This is a genomic window from Verrucomicrobiia bacterium, assembly GCA_026414565.1.
Classification (GTDB): Bacteria; Verrucomicrobiota; Verrucomicrobiia; order Limisphaerales; family Fontisphaeraceae; genus Fontisphaera.
Window position 1 is genome coordinate 78,202 of sequence record JAOAIT010000055.1, and the last position, 22,641, is coordinate 100,842.

Sequence of the window (22,641 nt, forward strand, 5' to 3'; positions counted from 1 at the left end):
GGATCGTGTCTTCGCTGCCTGTGCGCGGCCAGCCGTTGCCCGCGGCATCATCGCCGGCACGCGCGCCGCTGAGACTTCTGACGGATCGTTGCATGCCAAATCGCCCTAAAAACCCAAAACCATGAAAACCCAACTCTCAACTCTGTTGTTGTCGGCTTTGCTCCTGGGCCAGTTTGGTCAGGCGCAAACCAATGCACCGGCGGACGATTGGAAACCCTCCGTGTTGAATCAACCGGGCAAACAATACCCGCAGGTTAATTCCGAGCGGCGCGTGCGGGTGCGGATCGTGGCCCCGCAGGCCCAAAACGTGGTCCTCGACTTTCTGGGCGGGACCAAATACCCGCTCACCAAGGGCGAGGACGGCGCCTGGACGGGCATGTCCAACCCCATGGACGAAGGCTTCCACTATTACCAACTGGTGATTGATGGGGCAGGGGTGCCTGATCCCGGCACGCTCTATTTCTACGGCGGCAGCCGGTGGGGCAGCGCCGTGGAGGTGCCGGCCCAGGACCAGGATTTTTACGCCCTGAAAAACGTCCCGCACGGCCAGCTTCGGCAGGTGTGGTTTTTCTCCAAAAATGCCAACGCCACCCTCCGTTGTTTCGTTTATACGCCGCCGGATTACGATCAGAACCCCACCAAACGCTATCCGGTGCTCTACTTGCAACATGGCGGGGGCGAGGATGAAACCGGCTGGGGCAGCCAGGGATTTACCGGCCGCATCATGGACAACCTGATTGCGGCAGGCAAGGCCCGGCCCTTCATCATCGTCATGGCCAACAGCTATGTGCCGGGCGCCTTTGGGCCGGGCCGCGGCCCCGCGCCAGGCGGCGCGCCACCGCCGGCGGGCGGCGGTGGTGTGCCGGGACCGGGTGGGCGAATGTTCAATTTCGGCCCCTTTGAACGGGTGTTGGTGGACGATTTAATCCCCTTTATTGACGCGCAATTTCGCACGCTTTCGGATCAACCCCACCGGGCCATGGCCGGCCTCTCGATGGGCGGCATGCAGACACGGGCCATCACGCTGGCGCACTTGGACAAGTTTTCTCACATTGGCGTGTTTAGCGGCGGCAGCATTTCCTTGAGCAACATCACCGATCTGGCGGCCTTCAAGCAAAAGGTCAAGCTGGTGTTCATCAGTTATGGCAGCCGCGAAAACGGCGCCGCCACGGCCAAAGCCAACGTCGCAGCCCTGAAACAGGCCGGCATCAACAGCGTTTATTATGAGTCGCCCAACACCGGCCACGAATGGCAGTCCTGGCGGCGCAGCCTCTACCAAATGGCGCCCCTGTTGTTTGAGGATTTACCCCTGCCTCCGGCCATCCCCATCCCCGCCGCCGCACCCGCAACCTCCGCGGCGCCAGCCCCGGCCGACGGCGCGAAAATCATCCGCATCAAGGCCGGCCAGGACACGCCGTTCAAGGACTCCGCCGGCAATGTGTGGGAGGCCGAGCGCGGCTTTGAGGGGGGCGCCACCGTGGGCCGCGATCCGGCCACCGCCATCGCCAACACCAAAGACCCGGGTCTCTACTTAACCGAGCATTATTCGATGGAGGCGTTTTCCATTCCCCTTCCCAACGGCCGGTACGTGTTGAAACTGCACTTTGCCGAAACTTTTGAAGGCATCACGGGGCCGGGTCAGCGCGTCTTTTCCTACAACGTGCATGGCCGCGAATTCAAGGACTTCGATATCTGGGTGAAAGCCGGGGGTCCCAACCGTGCTTATGTGGAAACGGTGCCGGTGGAAATCACCAACGGAACATTGCGGATCACTTTCACGCCCAAGGTGGAAAATCCCGAAATCAACGCGATTGAAATCATTCCCGAGGCGTTGGCGGGGGACAATCCTGCTGCGCCTGCAGCGGCGCCCGTGCCCGCTCCCGCCCCCGCACCAGCGCCCGCACCGGCGCCCGTCCCGCCGGCCGGCGCGGTTGCACCCCCAGGGCCGATGCCCGTGCTCCAGATTGATGCCGGCAAGGTGGTCGGCCGCGTCAGCCCGTTGCTATATGGTTTGATGACCGAGGAAATCAATTTTTCCTACGAAGGGGGGCTTTACGCCGAGCTGATCCGCAATCGTTCTTTCAAGGCGCACCCCAAAGATCCGGTTTACTGGGAAGCCGTGGGCGAGGCCACCTTGGCCCTGGATCCCACGCAGCCGCTCAATGAGGCCTTGAATCTGAGCCTGAAGGTGGACGCTGCCCGGGCCTCGGCCGCCGCGCCGGCAGGCATTGCCAATGGCGGATATTGGGGCATCCCCGTGCGTCCCAATACCACTTACCGGGCCACCTTTTATGCGCGGGCTGAATCAGCCGCCGGGCCGCTGACGCTTGCCCTGGAGAGCCGGGATGGCCAGCAGGTGTTTGCCTCCGCTGTGGTGCCCCGAATTACTGGTCAGTGGCAGAAGTACCAGGTCCTGCTGAAAACGAAAAAAGTGCCGGTGTCCAAGGACAACCGTTTTGTGATCAAGACCACCCAGCCCGGCCTGATCTGGTTTCAACATGTGTCGTTGTTTCCCCCCACCTACAACAACCGGCCCAATGGCACGCGACCGGACCTGATGCAGTTGCTGGCCGACTTGAAGCCCAAAACGCTGCGTTTTCCGGGCGGCAATTACCTCGAGGGCAGCAATCTGGCCGAGCGGTTTGACTGGAAAAAAACCATCGGCCCGGTGGAGCAGCGCCCGGGCCATCGCAGCCCGTGGGGCTATTGGTCCACCGACGGTTTCGGGCTGCTGGAGTTTTTGGAGTGGTGCGAGGATTTGAACATGGAGCCCATCATGGGTTTGTTCGCGGGTTACACTTTGGATCGCAAATATATCGAGCCCGGCCCGGCCCTGGAGCCTTATGTGCAGGAGGCGCTGGAACAAATCGAATACGTCATTGGCGACACCACCACTCGCTGGGGCGCGCAACGGGCCCGCGACGGGCATCCCAAGCCCTTCAAGTTGAACTTTGTGGAGATCGGCAACGAGGACTGGTTTGACCGGAGCGGCAGCTATGACGGCCGTTTTGCGCAGTTCTACGATGCCATCAAGGCGAAGTATCCCCACCTCAAAGTCATCTCCTCCATCGGTTACGAGCATCCCACCCAAATTGTCCGCAGCCGCGTGCCGGACCTGGTGGATGAACACTATTACCGCTCACTGGAGGAGATGATGGCGCATGCCCTCGATTACGACCGCTATTCCCGCACGAATCCCACCAAAATCTATTGCGGGGAGTGGGCCACGCGGGTGGGCTCCCCCACCCCCAACATGGCGGGCGCCCTGGGGGATGCCGCCTGGATGACCGGCATGGAGCGCAACTCCGACATTGTCCTGATGCACTGCTATGCGCCGCTGTTCGTGAACGTCAGCCAGCTCACCGGCCCGGGCCGCTCCATGCAGTGGAGCTCGGATTTGATCGGTTATGACGCGCTGACCAGTTATGGTTCTCCCTCCTATTACGCGCAAAAAATGTTCAGCACCTTGCATGGGGATGAAATCCTGGCCACGGATTCCCAGCACATCCCCACCCGCACCTGGCAACCGCGGCCTCCTCGCGGGGGGGCGCCCCCGCCGGCCCAGGAGATACGTGAGGTGTTTTTCAATGCCACCCGCAACCGCGCCACGGGCGAAATCTTTTTGAAGGTGGTCAATGTCGCCGGCCGGCCGCAGCCCATCCAAATCCAGATCAGTGGTGCACCGCGCATCCGGTCTGAAGGCGAGGCGACGGAACTGGCGGCCCAAGCCCTGACGGACACCAATTCCATCGAGCAGCCGCGCAAGATTGTGCCGCGCACCCAGAAGGTCCGGGGCTTAAGCGCCCAATTTGTGCGTGAGTTTCCGCCGTTTTCGATTACAGTGTTGAAATTGCGCAGCCGTTGAAAATGCCCATGCGTTTCAAAGTCACCTTCTCCTGGATGGCCGGCCTGGCCGGGTTGTGCATCCTGGCCGGCCTCTTGCAGGCCCAGCCGGTGGCCTTGTCCATCAAGGCGGGCGAGGCCGGCAAGCCCATCAGCCCGGATCTTATTGGCGTCTTCTTTGAGGACTTGAATTACGCCGCCGATGGGGGCTTGTACGCCGAGCTGATCCAGAATCGCTCCTTTGAATATAGCCCCACCGAGCAGCCGGACTGGCATCCGTTGAAGTTCTGGGAGGTGATCAAACGCGGGGGCGGGGATGGGTCGGTGACCGTGGCGGAAATGCGGCCCATTCATGAGAACAACCCTCACTATGCCCTCCTCACCGTGCGGCGGCCGGGCGAGGGGGTGGGGCTGGCCAATGACGGTTTCGACGGCATCCCTGTGCAGGCGGGCGAAGGGTACGAAGCCTCGTTCTGGACCTATCAGGCCTTCATGGGGGAAATGTGGGGACGGGGGGACAACAACCGCCCCATGCCGGTGACGTTGCGGTTGGAGACCCGGCAGGGCGAGCTGCTGGCCGAGGCGAGTTTCCAGGTCAAAGGCCGGGAATGGCGGCGGTTGAATGCGTTGCTTAAACCCGCCCGCACGGTTCAGGATGCCCGCCTGGTCCTGCTGGCGCATGAGGCCGGGGGCATTGCCCTGGACATGATCTCGTTGTTTCCTCAGAAAACTTTCCGCAACCGCCCCAATGGCCTGCGCGCGGATTTGGCGCAGGCGGTGGCGGATTTGCAGCCCAAGTTCATGCGTTTCCCGGGAGGGTGCCTCGTTCATGGCGGCGGCGTGCATCGGTATTATAACTGGAAAGAAACCATCGGCCCCGTCGAGCAGCGCCGCGCCCGCCGCAATTTGTGGGGATACCATCAAACCATGGGCCTGGGCTATTTTGAGTACTTCCAATTTTGTGAGGACATTGGCGCCAAACCCCTGCCGGTGGTCAGCGCCGGGGTGTGCTGTCAACATGCCGGCAGCTCGCCCAATCGCGGCCAGGAAGGCCTCCCGCTGGAGGAAATGCCGGCGTACATCCAGGATGTGCTGGACCTGATTGAATGGGCCAACGGCCCCGCCACCTCGAAATGGGGGGCCAAACGGGCGGCTGCCGGTCATCCCGAGCCGTTTGGTTTGAAATACCTGGGCGTGGGTAATGAAGATGCCATCACCCCCATTTTCAAGGAGCGGTTCAAAATGATTTATGAGGCGGTAAAATCCAAATATCCCGAGATGGTGGTGATTGGCACTTCCGGGCCGTTTGCGGCAGGCCGTGATTTTGACGAGGGATGGGCCTTTGCCCGGGAGTTGAAACTGCCGATGGTGGACGAGCATTATTACGTGCCGCCCCAATGGTTCTGGGACAACCTGGCCCGTTACGACCGCTATGATCGCAACGGCCCGAAGGTGTATGTGGGGGAATATGCCGCCCACGACCGCGATCGCCGCCGCAATTCTCTGCGCTCAGCGCTGGCCGAGGCCGCCGGAATGACCGGCTTCGAGCGCAACGGGGACGTGGTGCAGTTTGCCTCCTACGCCCCCTTGTTTGCGCGCCGCGGGCATACGCAGTGGCATCCCGACATGATTTACTTCAACGGCACCCAGGTTTTTCTGACGCCCAATTATTACGTCCAGCAACTTTTCAGCCGCAACAACGGCGACCGGGCGCTCGACTTCGCTTTTCAGGGCGCGCGGCCGGCCATGATGGCAGTCTCCGCCGTCCGCGACAGCCGGACAGGCCACCTTGTGTTGAAGCTTGTCAATGGCGGGGAGTCGGCGGTGACCTTGAACATTGATTTCAACGGCCTGCCCGAGCGGGACATGGCGGCCCCCCGCTGGCTGCTCACCGGCCCCGGCCCCGATGCGTTTAATGCGGATGACCAGCCGCCGGTGCTCAAGCCGGTCTCGCAGGAAATTACGGTACGGCCGCGCTGGGAGTATCAGGCGCCGCCTTATTCTTTGACGGTGATCAGAATTCGTCCATAATCAGCCGATACATCCTTTGCTTATGAAAAAAACAATTCCGTGGGCCGTCCTCGCCTGGGCGGTGAGCGCGAGTGTGGTTTTGGCGCAGAATCGTCCCGAACCGGCCGCTCCGGCAGCCGCGCCGCCGACGGCAGCCGCGCCCACCAAGGGGCTTAAAGACGCCTTTGCCGGCAAATTTCTTATCGGGGCCGCGAATGATCTGCGCATGATTTCCGAGGCCGAGCAGGCGCACATCAAGCTTCATTACAACGTGCTCACCCCGGAGAACTGCATGAAGCCGCAGCCCCTGCAACCCTCCGAAAACAATTTCAACTGGGCCACGGCGGATGCGCTGGTGAAATGGTGTGTGGAGAATCAGATCAAAGTCTGGGGCCATACCTTGGTATGGCATGCGCAGACCGGCCGCTGGTTTTTCGAGCCGGGCGCGGACGGCCAGCCGGTGACGCGCGAGCTGGCCATGGAGCGCCTCAAAAAGCACATCCAAACCGTGGTGGGACGATACAAGGGGCGCATCATTGGTTGGGACGTGGTGAACGAAGCCATTAGCGATCGGGGCGATGGCGCCACCGAAAACCTGCGCTCCTCTCAATGGCTGCAAATCATTGGCCCTGATTTTCTGACCCTGGCCTTCAAGTGGGCGCACGAGGCAGACCCCAAGGCGGAGCTGTATTATAATGATTACAACATCGAACAGGGCGCTTTGCGGGGCCGTGGCAAACATGCCAGCTCCCTGCTGCTGCTCAAACGGCTCAAGGCCGAAGGCGCGCCCATCCACGGCGTCGGCATTCAAGGGCATTGGAGTTTGACCACCAACGTCGAGGAAGTGGAAAAGGCCATTCAAAATTACGCCGCTTTGGGGTTGAAAATCAGCATCAGCGAGCTGGATATCACCGCCACCGGGGACAACACCGGGGCCTTCCCCGTGCGCGGGCGCAACGAGCCAATTTCCGAGGAGGCTCTGAAGAAGCAGGCGGAAGTGTATGGGCGGTTGTTCGAGGTTTTCCTGCGCCATCAGAAGAACATCTCCCGGGTGACCTTTTGGGGGCTTAGCGATCGTCGCTCCTGGCGGAGCTGGCAACGGCCGCTTTTGTTTGACGCCCAGCTTCAACCCAAACCGGCTTTCCATGCCGTGATGGCAGTGGCGGAGGGCAAGAAAATCAATCTGAGCCAACCCTAGTACTTCGTGGTTTCTAAGTCATTGCTTAAGAATAACCATAAACTTTATCGTTAACCTGCAAAAATATACCAACTCCAATAAACTGCGCCGTTGGGCGCAGTTTTTGCTTTATTAAAGACGGGATTTAGGTTAAGATACATAATACCCAGACCGCTTTGTAGCTCATATCATTAGTTTGACTTAATCATGTAATTATGAAAGCCCGAACTTTTCTTATGCCCCAGGTGTTGGCAACCCCTGTGGCATGGTGCCTGTTTTGGCTTTTGCCTCAGGCGACCCCGTTGCAGGGCGCCTCGTACACGTGGTTTGGTGGCAATGGCAACTGGAATGTGGCCACAAACTGGATTCCGCAAGGAGTCCCAGGGCCGGGGGATTCTGTCACCATATTGTCAGGAAATGTCGCTCTGCCGGGGGGCGGCACGGAATTGCAAATTGCCAATCTCTATCACCGCGGCGGCAGGATTTTTGGGTCAAACACGCTGGTGATTGCGTATAATTTTGACTGGACGGCGGGAGTGCTCGGCGGAGGCGGTGGCCGATTGGTGGCCATGGGGGGCATGAACCTCGAGAACACCAATACGATCGAACTGGCAGGATGGACATTGGAAAACCGGGCCTATGGCCGTTGGCGCGGCATGGGGCCGTTGTTCATGCACTCCGGCGCAGTGCTGACCAACGGCGGTTTTTTTACGTTGGAGAGCGCCCAGCCAATCCTCAGCAGCAACCTCAATGTGCGCATCGTCAACGCGGGGTACTTTTCGTTGGATACCACCAATGGGGTGGTGGTGATGAATCCAACGCCCTTGGGCACGCCCTTGATGCAGTTTGAAAACTTGGGTTCTTTACAGATAAGCGCCGGCGGGCTGCGTCTCGAACGGGCCACGATGACGATGGCGAATGACGCGCAACTGCTTTTCCTGGTTAACGGCACCAACGAGATCACCGATTATGGCGTCATTGAATGCGCGCAGATGGTGACTCTGAATGGCAACCTCGGGGTCCAGTTGGATCCGACTTACCTCTGGCCACAGAATCATGAGGTGACCTTGTTGCGCGGCGCCCTTCAGGGGGAATTTCTTACTAGCACTTTTGAGCCTTCGGACCGCCAATATTATCTCTCTTACGATGGCTGGCCCTGGGTGCAGGTGAAATTGCTGGTGCAGGGACTGCCGCCGCACATCGTTCAGAATGCCGAGTCCTGGGAGGGGCCGCCGGGCAAGGAGTGCATGATTGTCTGCTTTGCTGATGGCACGCATCCGATGCAGTTCCAATGGTACAAAGAGGGGGTTCCGCTGCCCGCGGCCAACATGGATTATCTTTTGTTTGCGCAGGCAAACAATAGCCACCGGGGGAACTACTATTGCGTGGTCTCCAACCTCTACGGGGCGGTCACCAGCCAGGTGGCCACCGTTTCGGTGGTGGCCCCTCCGCGGTTGTTGTCCTTCTACCTCGCGGGTAATACCATGTATGTGACGGCCGAGAATTCTGCAGACGGCGGTCAATTGCATTTGGAAAAAAGCACCAATCCCGATATCGGTTATTTTTCCATGACCAATCAATTTGGCTGGCCGGCGCAGGTTTTGACCCTGTCAGATTTCGTTGTCAGCCCGGAGATGGGGCATTTTTATCGGATAGCGACGCGCGGCCCGCTGGGGACACCCATTTATGCCACCAATATCTTTGGTTATTGGGCCTATGATTTGCGGCCAGGCTACAATCTGATCGCGCAACCGTTTATTACCTCGGACAACTCGTTGAACAGCGCCTTTGTGAGCGTGCCGAATGGTTCGCAAGTCGTTTTGATCAACAGCAACCGCCTGGAAACTTTCTCCTACGATCCCCTTTATGGGTGGTTGGATGAATCCTACATCCCTACCGGCCGCAAATTAAAACCTTGGGAGGGGTTTTATTTTTGCAATCCCTCCACTGCGACGGTCACAGTACAAATGGTGGGCGAACTGCCGGTGGGCAATTTGACCAACGCCGTGCCGGAAGGCAAATGTGTGCTTGCACCGCTGTTTCCGCGGCGTGAGTTTCTGGGGTTTCCAGCCGTGGAGGGGGATCGGGTGTGGACGTTTGATGAAGCAACCCAGGCGTTTCTGCTTCACACTTTCACCAACAACACCTGGCTGCCGGAATATCCGTTGCTCTTTCAGCACAAGGCCTTCTGGTATGAGCCGGCCTTTCCTTCCTCCCCAAGTGGAGAAGGCTCGCCCCCTCCCCGGTTGTGGCGGGATTGGCTGATCAATTCTGGTTATCCGGAGGATTATGGCTATTATTCCACGCCCACGGTGTACACCGGCCCGCCGCATCCCCTGGTGCCCCAATGGCAGTTGGGGGAGGGACCGGTGATCACCCAGCAGCCCGCCTCCCAAACGGTGCAGGAAGGCCAGCCGGTTCAATTGGTGGTCGTGGCCACGGGCACTGGGCCCCTGTATTTTAATTGGTATTTCCAGGGCGCGATGATCATGAGCGGCACCAATTCGGTGCTGAACATTCCATCGGCCAATCCCGCCATTGCTGGGTCTTATTTTGTGGTGGTCAGCAATGCCTACGGGGTGGTCACCAGCCAGGTGGCGATGGTGCAGATAGGCCCGCCCTCGTCCGTAATTTCCCAAGTGATCGTCTGGGGTAATAGCCACTATGGTCCAACCAATCTGCCACCGGGATTCACGAACCTTGTGGCCGTAGCAGCCGGTGAGGAGCACTGCCTCGGCCTGCGAGCGGATGGCACCGTCGTGGCTTGGGGGGGCAATACCTCGGGACAAACTAATGTTCCGCCGGGATTGTCGAATGTAGTGGAAATCGCGGCTGGGGGGTTTCACAGCTTGGCGCTGCGTCAAGATGGTACAGTGGTGGCGTGGGGGGAGTATAATGACGGGCAAACGGCCGTGCCACCGAGCCTAAGCAATGTCGTGGCCATTAGTGCAGGGCAGTTGCACAGCCTGGCGTTAACAGCGGATGGCCGGGTGGTGGCATGGGGGGACAACTTTGAAGGTCAGGGCAATGTGCCTGCGGGTTTGTATGACATTATCGCCATCTCAGCGGGGTGGTATTACAACATGGTTTTGCGTGCCGATGGCACCGTGGCGGTCTGGGGAAATAACTGCTGTGGGCAGACCCAGGTGCCACCCGGCTTGAGCAACGTGGTGGCCATTTCGGCGGGCGAAGCCCATTGTTTGGCGCTGCGGGCGGATGGCACGGTTGTCGCCTGGGGAGATAATGAGAATGGCGCCACCAACGTGCCGGCCGGCTTGAGCAACGTGGTGGCCATTTCGGCGGGATCGACTCATAGCCTGGCCTTGCAGGCTGACGGTACCGTGGTGGGTTGGGGTAAATACCGATTTAGTGAGAGTGCCACGAATATACCTCCGGGGCTAACCAATGTGGTCTCCATCGGGGCGGGCTTTTATTACAGCCTGGCCTTGGTGGGCAACTGCCCGCCACGGCTGGCCCCGCCAGTCCTTACGCATCGAGTGGTGGAAGGAAGCCCGGCGGTGTTTAATGCCGGGGCGACGGGCTGGCGGCCCTTAAGTTACCAATGGCGATTTAATGGTTCGCCCATCGCTGGGGCAAATCAGCCGTGGCTCACCCGCCATCCTGTGACACCACTTGTGACCGGGGATTATGACGTGGTGGTGACTAATCCCTATGGGGTTGCCACCAGCCGGGTGTCCCACTTGCAAATGGTCCCGCCGCCCCTGCCGCCGCAAGTGGTGGTTTGGGGCAACGAGCCAAGAGGATTATTCTGGGTGCCCCCGGGATTGCGTGACGTCATCGCAGTGGTGGCAGGGGAAAACTATAACCTGGCTTTGCGCCGGGACGGCACGGTGGTGGCCTGGGGGGATCGCTGGGAATCCAGCCTTCCTAATTATGTTCCCATGCTTATGCCGCCTGGTGTAACCAACGTGACAGCCATCGCCGCAGGCAACCACCATGCCCTGGCCCTGCGGGCGGACGGAAGCGTTATGGTGTGGGGATGGCAGGCCGGCTCCTATGCTCCAGTGGCCCAATCGCTGAGCAATGTAGTCTCCCTGGCCGCAGGATTTTACCACAATTTAGCCCTGACGACGGATGGCACGGTCCTAGCCTGGGGGGCCAATGCTTATAGCCTGACAAACATTCCCCCGGGGTTGAGCAATTTGTTGATGATTGCGGCCGGAGCGTACCACAATCTGGTCTTAAAATCCGACGGCACCGTGACAGCATGGGGACTAAACGATTATGGTCAGACTAATGTTCCCGTCTGGCTTAGCAACGTGGTGGCCATCGCAGCGGGAAGGGCTCACAACCTGGCGCTCCGTGCGGACGGCACAGTAGTGGGTTGGGGGAACAATGGTTATGGCCAAACGAATGTACCCGCCGGTTTGAGCAACGTCCTGGCCATCGCTTGTGGTTTTGATCATAGCCTGGCGCTGAAAGCGGATGGAACCGTGGTGGCGTGGGGTAGAAATAGTGTGGGGCAAACCAACGTCCCCTCGGCTTTGGGCGGCATAACAGCAGTGGCGGGAGGTGGCTACCACAGCGTCTCAATGATCGGCGAAGGACCGCCGCATTTCGCGCCGGTGATACCGCTCCGCCGTGCGCAGGTCGGCGGGCGGGTGGTGCTCCAGGTTTCCGTTAGCGGGCAATGGCCGATGACTTATCAGTGGCTGTTTAATGGCCTGCCCATACCAGGCGCCAACCGCCCGTGGCTGGTCTTGAACAACGTGCGCCCGGAAGACGCAGGGGTCTATCAGGTGATGGTGCAAAACACCTTAGGCATGGCGACCAGTCCTGCGTTGGTGCTGCAGTTGGACACGCCGCCCCCGCCGCCGCCTCCGCAGGTAGTGGCTTGGGGGGGCAACGATTATCGGCAGCTCAACGTCCCGGGGGGATTGAGCAATGTGGTGGGCATCGCTTGCGGGGAGCACCACAGCCTGGCGTTGCGCAGGGATGGCACGGTGGTCGCCTGGGGGGACAACAGCTATTTCCAGGCGACGGTTCCCATCTGGCTGACTAATGTCATTCAAGTCGCGGCGGGCTATGCGCACAACCTGGCTTTGCTTTGTGACGGGACGGTATTCGCCTGGGGCGATAATTCCATGGCCCAGCTTCAGGTGCCGCCGGACTTGATGAATGTCGTGGCCATCGCGGCCAGTTCCGCGCACAGCCTGGCCTTGTTGGAAGATGGGTCAGTGCTAGCATGGGGGGCAAATGATTCGGGGCAATGTAACGTCCCCTTCACTGCTACCAATGTGGTGGCCATTTCCGCCGGGGAAGACTTCAGTTTGGCCCTGCGTGCGGATGGTACCGTGGTAGGTTGGGGGGATAATACCTATGGGCAGGCGGCGCCTCCCACCGGCTTGAGCCGCGTGGTGGCAGTGGCCGCGGGGGGGAATCATAGTTTGGCCTTGCAGGCGGACGGCAGGGTCGTCGGGTGGGGTGCCAATGACGCCGGCCAGCTCGACATTCCTCCAGGTTTGACGAATGTGGTGGCCATCGCGGCAGGGGGGGAACACAGCGTGGCCTTGCGGGCGGATGGCACAGTGATGGCATGGGGTCAAGGTGCCCACGGTGAACTGCTGGTGCCGCCGGGCTTGACCAATGCAGTGGCGGTCGCCGCGGGTTACACACATACCTTAGCACTGAAGGGGACTGGTGCGCCCTTCCTGTTGCCGCAGGTATTGGTGCGCAGCGGAAGGGTGGGGGGCAGGGCGGTTTTCAAGGCGCAGGCAACGGGGCAGTGGCCTTTGAATTATTGTTGGTATCAATGGTTTGGATTCCTCGTGCCAATCCCCTTTACCAATGCCTGGTTGGAGTTGGAAGATTTGCAGCCGCTGCACTCTGGCTATTATGTCGTTGAGGTCGGTAACGCCCAGGGTTCTGTTTCGTCCGAGCTCTTGTATTTGTCTGTTCAGGCAAACCAAAATGCGGCCCCGGTCATTCTGCAACATCCGGCCGACCGGGTGGTGCGGGCGGGTTCCACGGTGACGCTGAGCGTGCAGGCTGAAGCGTCACCACCGCCGGTTTATCAGTGGTTCTTCGAGTCCACGCTGATCCCCAATGCCACCAATGCCACCCTGTTGCTGGCCGATGTGCGGCCGGCCCAGGAAGGTTACTATTTTGTGCGCGTCAGCAATTCGCAGGGGAGCCAGGACAGTTTTTCCGCGTATCTAACCGTCATAGAGCAGGACCCGCAAATTGAGGTAAATGGGGTGTATAAACCCTCCGGGCGCCACGTTTTGCCGGACAATTCGCCGGTGATGATCTCGCTGATTACAGCCTATGCCAACGGCAGCATTTATTATTCCACCAATAACCTGCATCCGGATGACGGGCGTTTGTACACCGGACCATTCGAGGTGCGGCCGCCGCTCACGCTCAAGGCGATTGCCTACAACAGCAACCGCACGGAATGGACGGCGGTGGTGACGAATCGGTTGGAGATTGGCTGGGAGTTTCCGTTGATCTTGAGCACGCCGGGCGGCGGCTCGGTGACTGCCAGTCCGGGGCCCGGGCCTTATCCTTCCAACACGGTGGTGACCCTGACCGCCTCGCCGGCGCCGGGGTGGACTTTCCTGCGCTGGGAGGGCGATGCCACCGGCACCAATCCGGTGACGCAGGTGGTGATGAATCGGCCCCGGCAGGCGCAGGCGATTTTTGGGACCACCATACCCCTGACCCTTCAGGGCAGCGGGGCGGTGCAGTTCGAGCCGGCGGCCCGGATTTTTCCTTTTGGCAGCCGGGTGCGCCTGTCGGCCCTGCCCAACGCAGGGAATTATTTCCAACAGTGGATCGTGGCCGGCCATGCGATGCCCGTCAGCCCGTTGGATTTGGTGCTGACCAATCCGGGGCCTCCGGTGGTGGCTGTGTTTGCGGCGCTGCCCTTCAACAGCTTCGCCCTGAACACCATGATTGTGGGCGGGGGCAGGGTGACGCGCAGTCCCAACCAGAACTATTACCCCAACGGCACGTCAGTTTTATTAACCGCCGTGCCAGACCCCGGCTTTATCTTTGCCGGCTGGAGCGGGGATTTGTTGGGCACCAATGCCGTGGCGGGCCTGGTGATGAATGCCAACCGTACGATCACGGCGCATTTCATCGAGGCCAACCGGCTGGCGATTATTGCCCAGCCCCGCAGCCAGGTGGTGCAGGTGGGTGAACCGGTGACGTTGTCGGTCAGGGCCGTGGGTTCCAACTTGTTCTATCAATGGTTTTTTAATCGCCAGCCCTTGGAATCGGGGCAGAGTGATTACACCTTCGTGGCCTCAGAAGAGCGCGCCGGGGCCTATTACGTCATGGTGGGCAACGACCAGGGCGACTGGCTGGAAAGCGAGGTGGCCTGGGTGACGGTCAACCGCGAGCTGAATCCTCAGCCGCTGGCCACATTGTTTGTGGGCACGGCGGCCGATGAGGCCGCCATGGCGGTGGCGGTGCAATCCAACGTCGTTTATCTTGGCGGCGTGGTCAGCTCGGGGGCGGGCGAGGCCTTTGGCGCCAGGGTGCCGGCTAATTTTACCACCAATACCTCGCCGTTGTGGCAGACGATCTGGCCGGGGCGTCCGGGAGCGGATGGCTTCATGGGGATCCTGCTGGCGCGCGAGGGGCCGGTCTTTGCGGGTTACAGCGAGCCGTTGTTGTCCGTGGCGCGGGCGGCCAAGGGGGCGCTGGTGCAATTAAATGCCACCAATGGACAGGTGCTCTTCTCGCGCCGCACCCCGGCGAGCGGAGCCTTTGACTTTGACGGCGCAGAGTCCCTGCTGGCCATCGCGCGCAGTCAGGAGCCAGGGGGTGAGTTTTGGTATGTCACGGGTCAGTCGCAGAGCGGCGCGGAGAGTTACGGACAGATGTTCGTGGCCAAGGTAACCCCCGGCGGGAGCCAGCTTTGGGTGAGCAGTGAGCTGCGCAGCAACACGGCCACGGAGACCCTGGCCGCGTCCACCCTGCCGGGCTTTGCCCTGGAATTGCCAGCAGAATACAGCGTGGGGCGGGCGGTGGTGGTCATGGGCGGTGCCGTGTATGTGGTGGGACGCTGCGACATCGAGGGCATGTCTTATGCCGCTTTGTGGAAATTCACCCTGGACGGCCGGCTGTTGTGGCGGCGGCTGGGGACGCCGGGCGAGTATTATGGGCTGGCGTCCATGAATGGCTATTTGTTTGCGGTGGGTGCCGCCAACAATTTCTGGAGCGGCCAGGATTTTCTGGTGGACAAATGGGAGCCGGAAGGGTGGCTGGCTTTTTCGTCCGTTTTTGACCGGGCGGAGCAGGATGATGTGCTGACGGCGGTGGTGGCGGGCAGCGGGCGTCTATACGCCTGCGGTTACACGTATGGCGGCACAGCGGGCGGGGCGGATGCCGTGGTGCTCCGCATAGACCCTGCCGAAGGGGCCTTGCTGTCCACGTTATTGCAAGGGTACTACCAGGATGACTTTGCCCACGCGATCGCGATGGAGGGGCGATATTTGTACGTGGCCGGGGAGACCAGCAGCGGCGGAGCAGGGGGTACGGATGCTGTGCTGGTGCGTTTATTCGTGCCTGATTTGGTGCCCAATGCAGAGCCGGTGGTGGCCTTCACCAGTCCGGCCGATGGCACGGAATTCGTGGCGCCGGCCACCGTGAGCCTGGAGGTCAGCGCCACGGATGCCGACGATGGAATTGAGCGCGTGGAGCTTTATCAGGATGGCATGGAGTTGGCCACCTTCTCTGCGCCGCCCTACCGGCTGGTGGTGAGCAATTTGTGGGCGGGCGAGTATGTCTTCAGCGCCGTGGCTTATGACACCCGGGGGGCGAGGGTGTATGCGGCGCCGGTGCGCATTGCAGTCAACAATTATGCCGCATCCTACAAGCTGGATTTTGAGGGGGTCTCCTTGACTCCGGGCGGCGTGAGTTTGCCCTTCACCTTGAGCAACTATCTGGCCGGGTTTGGCGCGCGGGTCATCAATCTCACGCCGGGCAGCACCGTGCAAGTGGTGCGGGCCACGCAGGTGTATCCGGGGCTAATCAGGGCCTCCAGCGGTTCCAACCTTCTGGAGCACGTTTCCACCGCTCGCGGGGCGGTGACCAACCGCTTTGAGTTCAACCAGGTGCTGGACAGTGTGCGGTTCACGCGGGTGGCGGTGTTGGCCGGCGCTGCGGGGGCCGTGCATCCGCAATGGCGGGCGCGGGCGTTCAACCGCTATGGCATGGAGCTCAGCGCGGTGGGGGAGAACGCCCTGTTCTCGCCCCAGGACATCCCGGCGCGGACGTTCACGCTGACAGGGCCGGACATCTCGATGGTGGTGTTTGAATCGGTTTCGCAGGGGCTGGGCCGGTTTAACTCGCTGCTGCTGGATGATCTGGTGTTGAATGTGGCGTTGTCGTCCAACAGCGCGCCGCTGGTGGTGATCACCCAGCCGGCGCAGAAGGCCCAATTTGACGGGCCGGCCAATGTGACCGTCCGGGTGCTGGCAGAAGATTACGATGGGCAGGTCAGCCTGGTGGGGTTGATGGTCAATGAAAGTTCGGCGCTTTGGACCAACAACCTTCAGGCCGGCCGATTTGAGCCGTCCTTTGTGCTGTCCAACTTGGTGGTGGGCACCTATCGCCTGGTGGCGGTGGCCTACGACAACGAAGGCGCGGCGCGTGAGTCGGCTCCAGTGAGTTTCTCGGTGGTGGCACCGGCGCCCCCCAACGATCACTTCGCCCAGCGCCTTGTTTTGACCGGCCTCACGGCCACCAATGCCGGTAATAGTGCCGGGGCCACGTTTGAACCGGCCGAGCCTTATCATGCAGGCGTGCCGGGCGGGCGCTCAGTGTGGTTTGCGTGGACGGCCCCGCAGGACGGCCTGGCGACGGTGACAACGGCGGGCAGCACCTTCGACACGGTGGTGGCGGTGTACACCGGGACGAGGTTGATGGAGTTGGAGGAGGTGGCTTCCAATGACGATGATCCTTCTCAGACGAATGCCCTGACCAGCCGCGTCTGGTTCCAGGCCCGGCGGGGGCAGACCTATCAGATCGCCGTGGACGGCTACAACGGCGCGGGCGGTTATTACACCTTGCTGGTCAGCATGAACATGCCGCCCACCGTCACCTGGGTGGCGCCGGAGGCCGGGGCGGTGGTGGCGGCGCCGGGACCGCTGGTGTTGCGGGCACAGGCGCAGGACAGCGACGGGGTGGCGCGCATCGAGTTCTATCGGGGAAATACACTGGTAGGCACGGCCACCAATCAACCGCCGGCTACCTCCTTCACGGCTCAGGTGACGCTGACCAATGTCATGCCAGGCGATTATTTCTTCCGCGCGCGGGCGGTGGACACCGCCGGCGTGGCGGCAGAAACGCAGCCTGTGCGGGTGACTGTGCGCCCGCCGGCGGCCAGCAACGATATGTTTGCCAGCGCGCGAGTGTTGAGCGGGCCGGCGGTCTCGGTGACCGATGACAACCGCAGCGCCACGCTGGAGCCGGGCGAGCCTGATCCTTGGGGCGGGCTGGCGGGCAATTCGCTGTGGTATCGGTGGACGGCCCCTGCCAGCGGGACGGTCTTGATCAACACCTTGGGCAGCAGTTTCGATACCCTGCTCGAGGTGTACACGGGCAGCACGTTGCAAAACTTGCAACTGGTGGCGCTGGATGATGATGGGGGCGCCGAAGTCATGGCGGTGGTGGCCGGAGCGGGGGGCGGCGCCAGCCTCCTCAACGTGGAGGCAACGGCGGGCACCACCTATTACATTGCGGTCAAAGGCTTTCTGGGCGCGGGTGGCGATGTGCGGTTGACCCTGGTGTTCAATGCGCCGCCGGTGGTGCAACTGGGCATTAACACCAATTTGGCGCGGTTCACAGCGCCCGGCATCATTCCCTTGGTGGCGGCCGTGTCGGATGACGGCGTGGTGAAGCAGGTGGACTTTTTCCTGAACGAAGAGCTGATCGGGTCCAGTGTCAATCCGGCGTCCACCAACCGCTTCACCGCCACGTTGACTCTGACCAATGTGCCGGCCGGCGATCAATATGTGTTTGCCGTCCGGGCAGTGGATGATCTGGGGGCGGTGACATGGACGACGCCACTGACCGTGCCCATCTTGGGTTTCGCGGAAGGGCCGCAGATTCTGGCCACGCTGCCCACCCTCGAGGTGGTGCGCGGGGAGAAAATTGAGTTGAGCGTCAGCGCACGCGGCACGCCGCCCCTGCAATATCAGTGGTTCTTCAATGGTTTCCCGCTCTGGGGCGCCAACAGCGCCACGCTCGTCATTCCCAACGCCTCGCCGGCCAACAGCGGTTTGTATTTCGCGCGGGTGAGCAACGCCCAGGGCGCCCAGGACAGCGGGCAGACGGTGGTGCGGGTGTTTGTGCCGCCGGTGATTACCATGCCGCCAGCCTCCGTGGTGCTGCCGCCGGGCACTTCCGCGGTATTTACCGTAACGGCGGTGGGCACGCCGCCGCTAAGTTTCCAATGGTATCGCTACGAGACGCCGCTGCCGGGTGCCACCGGCCCAACCCTGGTGATTACCAACGTCTCCCCTTGGGAAATGGGGGTGTACAACGTGGTGGTGACCAACCGCGCCGGGCGCGCACAGGCCTCAGCTTCATTAACCGTGTCAGCCGTGTTGGCCCCGCCATCCAGTGTGCCGCGGGATGATTTCTGGGTGCCGGATGGCCCGGTGCACGCCCTGGCTGAGAGCAGCGGCACCTTATTCCTGGGCGGCAACTTCCGCATGGTGGGGCCCAACACCGGCCTCGGCGTGGCCTTGGATGCGGCGTCTGCGGCGCCCGACACCGTGCTGCCACGGGTGGAGGGGACAGCCATTTACGCGGTGGTGCCCGATGGCCGGGGTGGATGGTACATCGGAGGTGATTTTGTGCGGGTGGGTGGTCAGCCCCGCACCAATCTGGCCCATATCCTGGCCGATAGAACGGTGAACCCCGCCTGGATTGTGGCGGCCAACGGCCCGGTGCGCGCCTTGTTGTTGGACGACCAAATTCTTTATGTGGGCGGCGAGTTCAGCCAGGTGGGCGGGTTGGCGCGGAGTAATCTGGCCGCCATTCGAACCCAGGACGGCGCATTGCGGCCTTTTGCGCCCAATCCAGACGGCCCGGTGCGCGCGCTGGCCAAGGTGGAGAGCAAGTTGTATGTGGGCGGCGATTATTTGAACATCGGCGGCCTCCCGCGGGCGCGGCTGGCCAAGGTGGATCCGAGCGATGGCCAGGTGCGCACGGACCTGGTCATCGGTGTGGACCGTGCCATTCATGCGTTGTTGGTGGATGGTCAGCGGCTGTTTGTGGCGGGAGAATTTGACACGCTGACGAATAACAACGTGAGCTTCAGCCGCGCCAAGGTGGCGTTGATAGACACCGAAGCGCGGGAGGTGCTGGGCTGGCAGGCGCCGCTGCCGGCCGGCCCCAATGTGCGGGTGTACGCCCTGGCCCAGGTGGGCGACACGCTCTATGCGGGCGGTGATTTTGTGTTCACCAGCGGCGGGGTGACCTACCGGCATCTGGCGGCCTTCAACCGCCTGGATGGAGCGGTCCGGGCGTGGAACCCCGGCGCGGGCGGTGTGGTGCGCTCGCTGGCGGCCGGGCCGGACGCCATTTACGCGGGGGGATTGTTCCTGACGATGGGCGGCCAGTCCCGCCTGCGACTGGCAGCGGTGCATCCCGCCACCGGCGCACTGTTGAACTGGCAGGCTCCCGCCAACGGGGCGGTGCGAGCCCTGGCCTTGCAGGAAAACACCCTCTTTGCGGGCGGGCAGTTCACCCTCGCGGGCGGGGTGTTGCGCAGCAATGTGGCCGCCTTGCGCCTGGCCACGGGTCAAACCACCGGTTGGAATCCCGGCGCCAATGGCCCGGTGCGGGCGCTCTGGGTGAGCGGGACCAATGTCTTTTTGGGCGGTGAGTTCACCGAGGCCGGCGGACAGGCGCGCAGCCGGATCGCCGCCATTTCGGCGCTCAGCGGCACGGCCACCGCGTGGAATCCGGGTGCCAGTGGCACGGTGCGCGCCTTGGCCATGGCGGGCAAACGGCTGTATGTGGGCGGCGACTTCGCCACCCTGGCCGGAGGGGCGCGCACGTATGCCGGCGCCGTGGATGCCGATACGGGCGGGTTGCTGGATTGGAATCCGGCCCCGGATGGGCCTGTGCATGCCCTGCGGGTGACGGCCAACGGCGCTCAGGTGTATTTGGGCGGGGAGTTTAATTCCCTTAATGGTACGGTTAGGCCCTTCCTGGCACGCGTGGACGCCAGCGGTGCCCTGGAGGGGTGGGCTCCCGCGCCCAATGCGCCGGTGTTGGCCCTGGCCTTGCGTGAGAACCCGCTGCCGGTGGTCTATGTGGGGGGTGCCTTCTCGCAAATGGGCGGCGTGGCCCGCCAGCGGCTGGCGGCGGTGGATGCTGGCGGGGTGGTGTTGCCGGAGTTTAACGTGCCGGTACAAAGCCTCACCGGCGATGTGGCGGTGGTGCGCGCGCTGGGCTTGCGGCAGAACACCTTGGATGTGGGCGGTTGGTTCCAGCGCCTGTCAGCCACGAATCGGGGCCATCTGGGCAGTGTGGATGCCGTCACCGGCGTGGTGGCCGAATGGCATCCAGATTTGACCGTGCCGCCGCAGGCGCTGGGGGTGCAGGCGCTGGCCGCAGCAACCAACGTGGTGATTGCGGGCGGTGATTTCACACGGGTGGGCGGCGATTGGCGGCCTTATCTGGCGGTCTTTGCGCCGCGGGGCGCCCCCATCATTGTGGGCCAGCCGCAGGGCCGGGTGGTGGCCGCGGGCGGTTCGCATACGCTGGCGGTGACCGCCCGGGGCGCATGGCCGCTTTATTTCCAGTGGCGTTTGAACGGCGTCAATCTCCCGGGCGCCACCAACGCCACGCTGACGCTCACCAACATCCAACTGGCCCAATGCGGCGCTTACAGCGTGGTGGCCAGCACGCCTTACGGCGTGGCCGAGAGCCAGCCGGCCAACGTGCTCCTGGCCGCCCCGCAGGTGGCGATGGGGGATCGTTTCACCAACTCCTTCAATCTGCCGGCCGTGGCCACGGGCGTGATGATGAGCAAGAATACCGAGGCCACCGGCTTGCAGGATGATCAGTTGCCCGGCGGCTTCAAGCGCGGCGGGCGTTCAGTGTGGGCCACGTGGGTGGCGCCCACCAATGGCGTGGTGACGTTCAGCACGCTGGGCAGCACCTTTGACTCCCTCTTGACAGTGCTGCAGGGGGACACGCTCAGCACGTTGGTGGTGGTGGAGCGTGACGAAGATTCGGCCGGCAACCTGAATGAACGAGTAACCTTCCCCGTCACCCAGGGCAATGCGTATCACCTGCTGGTGGACGGGGTCGAGGGGGCCAGTGGCATCATCCTGTTGAGCTGGAATCTGCTCGTGGGGGTGACGGACTATCCCATCATCACCGATCAGCCGCGCTCGCGCACCGTGCCGGAAAACTCCCCCGTCAATCTGCAGGTTACCGCCCAGAACGCGGTGAGTTATCAGTGGTTCTTCCGGGGTCAGGCCATCGCGGGGGCCACGGCGGCCACCTACACAATTCCGTCCATGATGCGCGCCCTGGCCGGGCCATACCAGGTGATTGCCTATGGCGCCAGTCCCGACCGCCGGGCGCAGTCCCGGGTGTTTGTGCTGGAGGTGGGGCAGTTGGTGCAGAGCAATCAAACCGTCGTGCTGGAAGATGTGCGGACGCACGACAAGTTTGACGACATGCTGCGCGGCACGGGGCCTGGCGGGCAGACCTTGGGCGGTCCCCAGCGGCAGTTCTTTGCCTCGGTTTCCGCGGGCAGCTCGGGCACGCAGGTGCTGGACAACTACGGCGCCACCACCGAGCCGAATGAGCCCCAACACGGCGGCGTGCAGGGCGGCGCGTCGCGGTGGTTCCGCATTGACACCCTGACTAATGGGGTGCTGGTGCTGGACACCATCGGAAGCGAGATTGACACCGTGCTGGCAGTCTATCAGGGCCAATCCTTGCTGACCCTGCAACTGGTGGGCAGCGATGACAACGGCGCGCCGGACGGCGTGCGCAGCCTGCTGCGCCTCAGCGTGCAGGCCAATCAGTCCTACCTCGTGGCGGTGGATGGCGTGAATGGGGCCGAAGGTCACATCGTGTTGAATTATCTTCTGGCCACTCCGCCGGCGGTGGTGACGCCGCCGGTGAACCAGAGCGTGGCCAGTGGCGGCAGCGCCAGCTTCAGTGTCACGGCCTCCGGCACGGCGCCGCTGCGCTATCAGTGGTATCATCTGCGGACTTCGCAGACGAATTGGCTGCCGGTCACCGGTGGCACCAATGCCACCTTGTCGCTGACCAACGTGCAGGCCGGCGATGCAGGCTCGTTGCGGGTGGTGGTGGCCAACCCCGCCGCCAGCGTGACCAGCGCGGTGGCCACGTTGACGGTGGAGGCGCCGCTGCGCTTCGCCACCGGGGGTGCGAGCAGCTATTCCAACGGGGTGTTTCGGTTGAACATCAGCGGCAAGGCCGGCCAGATGTTCATCATTCAGGCTTCAACGAATCTGAGCACCTGGATCCCCATCAGCACCAACCTGGCCACCGGCGGCCAGGTGCAGTTTGCCGATCCCGGCGCCGCGCTGGGCCGGCGGTTTTATCGGGCGGTAGGGCTTGAATAAACCGGAAATCTT

The 22,641-nt window shown here is 62.1% G+C and carries 4 protein-coding genes and 1 pseudogene; all 5 read left to right on the plus strand.

Annotation, left to right across the window (positions count from 1 at the left end):
• The first annotated feature begins 121 nt into the window (after positions 1–121).
• A pseudogene (locus N3J91_13185) lies at positions 122–1,300 on the plus strand (alpha/beta hydrolase-fold protein).
• Positions 1,280–3,865 carry a malectin domain-containing carbohydrate-binding protein gene (locus tag N3J91_13190; protein ID MCX8157376.1) on the plus strand — a complete coding sequence of 862 codons (2,586 nt, stop codon included), beginning with the start codon at positions 1,280–1,282 and terminating at the stop codon, positions 3,863–3,865. Before N3J91_13185 ends, N3J91_13190 begins: the two are co-directional and overlap by 21 nt.
• A gap of 8 nt (positions 3,866–3,873) precedes the next feature.
• Positions 3,874–5,874, plus strand: a complete 2,001-nt coding sequence (locus N3J91_13195) for an alpha-N-arabinofuranosidase (GenBank protein MCX8157377.1) — start codon at positions 3,874–3,876, stop codon at positions 5,872–5,874.
• Positions 5,875–5,896: 22 nt separating this feature from the next.
• Complete coding sequence (locus N3J91_13200; protein ID MCX8157378.1) at positions 5,897–7,051, plus strand: endo-1,4-beta-xylanase; 1,155 nt, start codon at positions 5,897–5,899, stop codon at positions 7,049–7,051.
• A gap of 263 nt (positions 7,052–7,314) precedes the next feature.
• Positions 7,315–22,629, plus strand: a complete 15,315-nt coding sequence (locus N3J91_13205; GenBank protein ID MCX8157379.1) for an immunoglobulin domain-containing protein — start codon at positions 7,315–7,317, stop codon at positions 22,627–22,629.
• Positions 22,630–22,641: the final 12 nt, after the last annotated feature.